Raw genomic sequence first — 2626 nt, forward strand, 5'->3', positions numbered from 1 at the left:
GGCATTGATACGGGGGAAGGCCACATCCTTGGCACCGATCATCAGCGGAATCAAGTAGTTGGCGGCAAACCCGGTCAGTTCATTTGCCCCCTTGAGTACGCTCTGCGAGCTGTCCGAATTCCGCTGAATAAACTTTTCATCCTTGCCGGAGGTGATAAAGATCTCTTTTTCTCCGATACGGGCATCCTTGAAATCAATGAGCATCTGTCCCGCTCTGGCCACCTTATCGGCCCGGTCTTCCAGAGCAGCAGCCCGTTCGGCCATCGATTGCGATCCTTGTTCCTGCAACATCTCATGCAGTTTACGGGTCTGGTCTTCCTGCATTTTGGTCACTTCTACCCGCACTACATTATCGGCTATATTACGAATACGCGCCAAGCTTTCATCACGCTTTTTTTCCAACTCCACATAGTGCGTAAAAGATTTACCGTACAACTCCATGCCATTGATGACCGCCTCAATCTGTGATTTATCATCGGCACTATGAAATTTTAGATCACGATCCAGGATGGCCAGCTTTTTAAAATCATTCTGCGCCTTTTGATTTTCGGATACATATTTCATCTCTTTGCGCATGATGAAATTTTTTTCTGACTGCATCGCCCGATTGAGAAATTCAATCAAAAACGCCAGATCCTGGCTTTTATCCATCCGACTGGCCACGCCATTAATGCCATTATAACCGGTCAAGGCGACCATGAAGGTCAAAATCAATACCAGGCCAAATCCCAAGCCCAGTTTAACCCCCAGTTTTAAATCTTTCATGCCAACTCCTCCCTGTGGAAATGCAATTGGGCATGTCACACACCTCCACTTGGGGAGGTGTCTGGCACGCCAAGTTGTTATATTATGTCATGATTTGTCAGAACTGATGAGGATAAACCAGCGGGAGGAATCTGTCAGCAAAAAAATGAGCAGGTCAAGGGTGCACAACAGGACGCATCTTACTTTGGTTCTGCCGGAGGGAGAGGAGCAACAGGCTCCAACTTTTCAGCTTTATCCATTTTTTCTCTTATTTTTTGCGCTTTGACCTCTTCCCTTACGGATGGATCGTACTCTTTCTGAAAATTTCGGGTCAGATATCCAACCAAAACAACTGCAAGGATAAAAAAAACGATACCAGTACGGTTCATTTTTTTGCGTAATTCCGGGGTGATATGATCTTGTTCCATGATGCCTGCCTTTGCCTGGATGATAAAATTCGGAGTAAGCATACAAAAGAGCCGGGAGGTCTCCCTCCCGGCCATGATACTGCCTATTGCCTACCTACCGAACGATTACCGGGAGTAGTTATAGGGTGTCCAGTTGGCATCCACCACCACATCTTCGGGAAAGTTGCCCGGTCCTGGCGGCGTCTGGGTGTGGGTCCATTCCAGCGATTTGGAACCCCACGGATTGTCGCTGGCCTTTTCGCCGTTGATGGCACTCAATAGCCAGTTGCTGACGGTGATGATCATACCGGCGGCAACGATAAAGGCACCAATGGTGGCCACTTTATGGTAGCTGGCAAAATAGGCCGGGAACTGGGAATAGTCCCAATAGCGCCGGGGCATACCATCCACACCGATGATGAAGAGGGGCCAGAAGGTGACGTTGACACCGATGAAGTTCAACCAAAAACCAATTTTGGCCCGCCCCACATGGAGCATGCGTCCAGAAATTTTTGGAAACCAAAAGTCCACAGCGGCGAAGACGGAGAAGGTGGCAAAGATACCCATAATGAAGTGGAAATGGGCATGGGTAAAGGAGGTCTCACCCAAATGCACCGCCATCACGGTCATGGCCAACGGAATACCGGTCAAACCACCAATCAACAGCAGGTAAAGAGCCGCCACCCCATAATACATGGGAATGTTGAAGGTGATGGCACCCTTATACAGGGTTCCAAACATGGAGATGGTCATGAGACCCACCGGCACCGAAATCAGCAACGTGGTAACCATTTGCCCGATGCGAATCCAGTCCGGCATACCCGAGTAGTAGAGATGGTGCACCCACACTTCACCGGAGACCACGACAATACCAATCATGCCATAGACCGCCGCCTTATAGTTGAAGATACGGTTTTTGGCCATGGTGGCATAGATTTCATAGAAGATACCCATGGCAGGCAGGAAGATGACGTAGACCGCCGGATGGGAGTAAAACCAGAAAAGGTTTTGATAGAGCAGCACGTCACCACCGCTGGTGGGATCGTAGAAGTGGGTGCCCAGATAGCGATCAAACAGCAACAAGGTCACAGCTGCTGCCAACACCGGCACGAAGACCAACTGGATGATCAGGGCGGTGAAGCTACCCCAGATGAACATGTTCAACTGCATCCAGCCCATACCGGGGGCCCGCATGTAGATGATGGTCACCAAAAAGTTGACCGAAGCCAGGATGGAGGAGAAACCGATCAGATGGACCGTGAAGACATACAGGGCCAAGTTGCCACCGGATTTGATGGAGTAAGGCGGATAGCCGGTCCACATAAAGTCCGGTTTGTCGGGCACGACAAAGGTCAGGAGAGCCACCACAATACCCGCCCAGAACAGCCATACAGAGAGGGCATTGATACGGGGGAAGGCCACATCCTTGGCACCGATCATCAGCGGAATCAAGTAGTTGGCGGCAAACCCGGTCA

At 50.2% G+C, this 2626-nt stretch carries 3 protein-coding genes; all 3 read right to left on the reverse strand.

Features of this window, described 5'->3' with window-relative positions:
• The coding region (locus tag EJP87_RS15290; protein ID WP_130472725.1) for a hypothetical protein at positions 1-765 on the reverse strand (765 nt) is incomplete at its 3' end.
• Positions 766-944: 179 nt separating this feature from the next.
• Positions 945-1172, reverse strand: coding sequence for a hypothetical protein (locus tag EJP87_RS15295; RefSeq protein ID WP_130472726.1), 228 nt, complete (start codon positions 1170-1172; stop codon positions 945-947).
• Positions 1173-1277: 105 nt separating this feature from the next.
• The coding region (locus tag EJP87_RS15300) for a cytochrome c oxidase subunit I (protein ID WP_130472727.1) at positions 1278-2626 on the reverse strand (1349 nt) is incomplete at its 5' end.

Source organism: Candidatus Magnetaquicoccus inordinatus (assembly GCF_004217665.1).
In the GTDB taxonomy this organism is placed as follows: Bacteria; Pseudomonadota; Magnetococcia; order Magnetococcales; family Magnetaquicoccaceae; genus Magnetaquicoccus; species Magnetaquicoccus inordinatus.

Bases quoted from the DNA above. Each gene is read 5' to 3' on its own strand.
- EJP87_RS15295 (WP_130472726.1), bottom strand. From the start codon at position 1,172: ATGGAACAAGATCATATCACCCCGGAATTACGCAAAAAAATGAACCGT.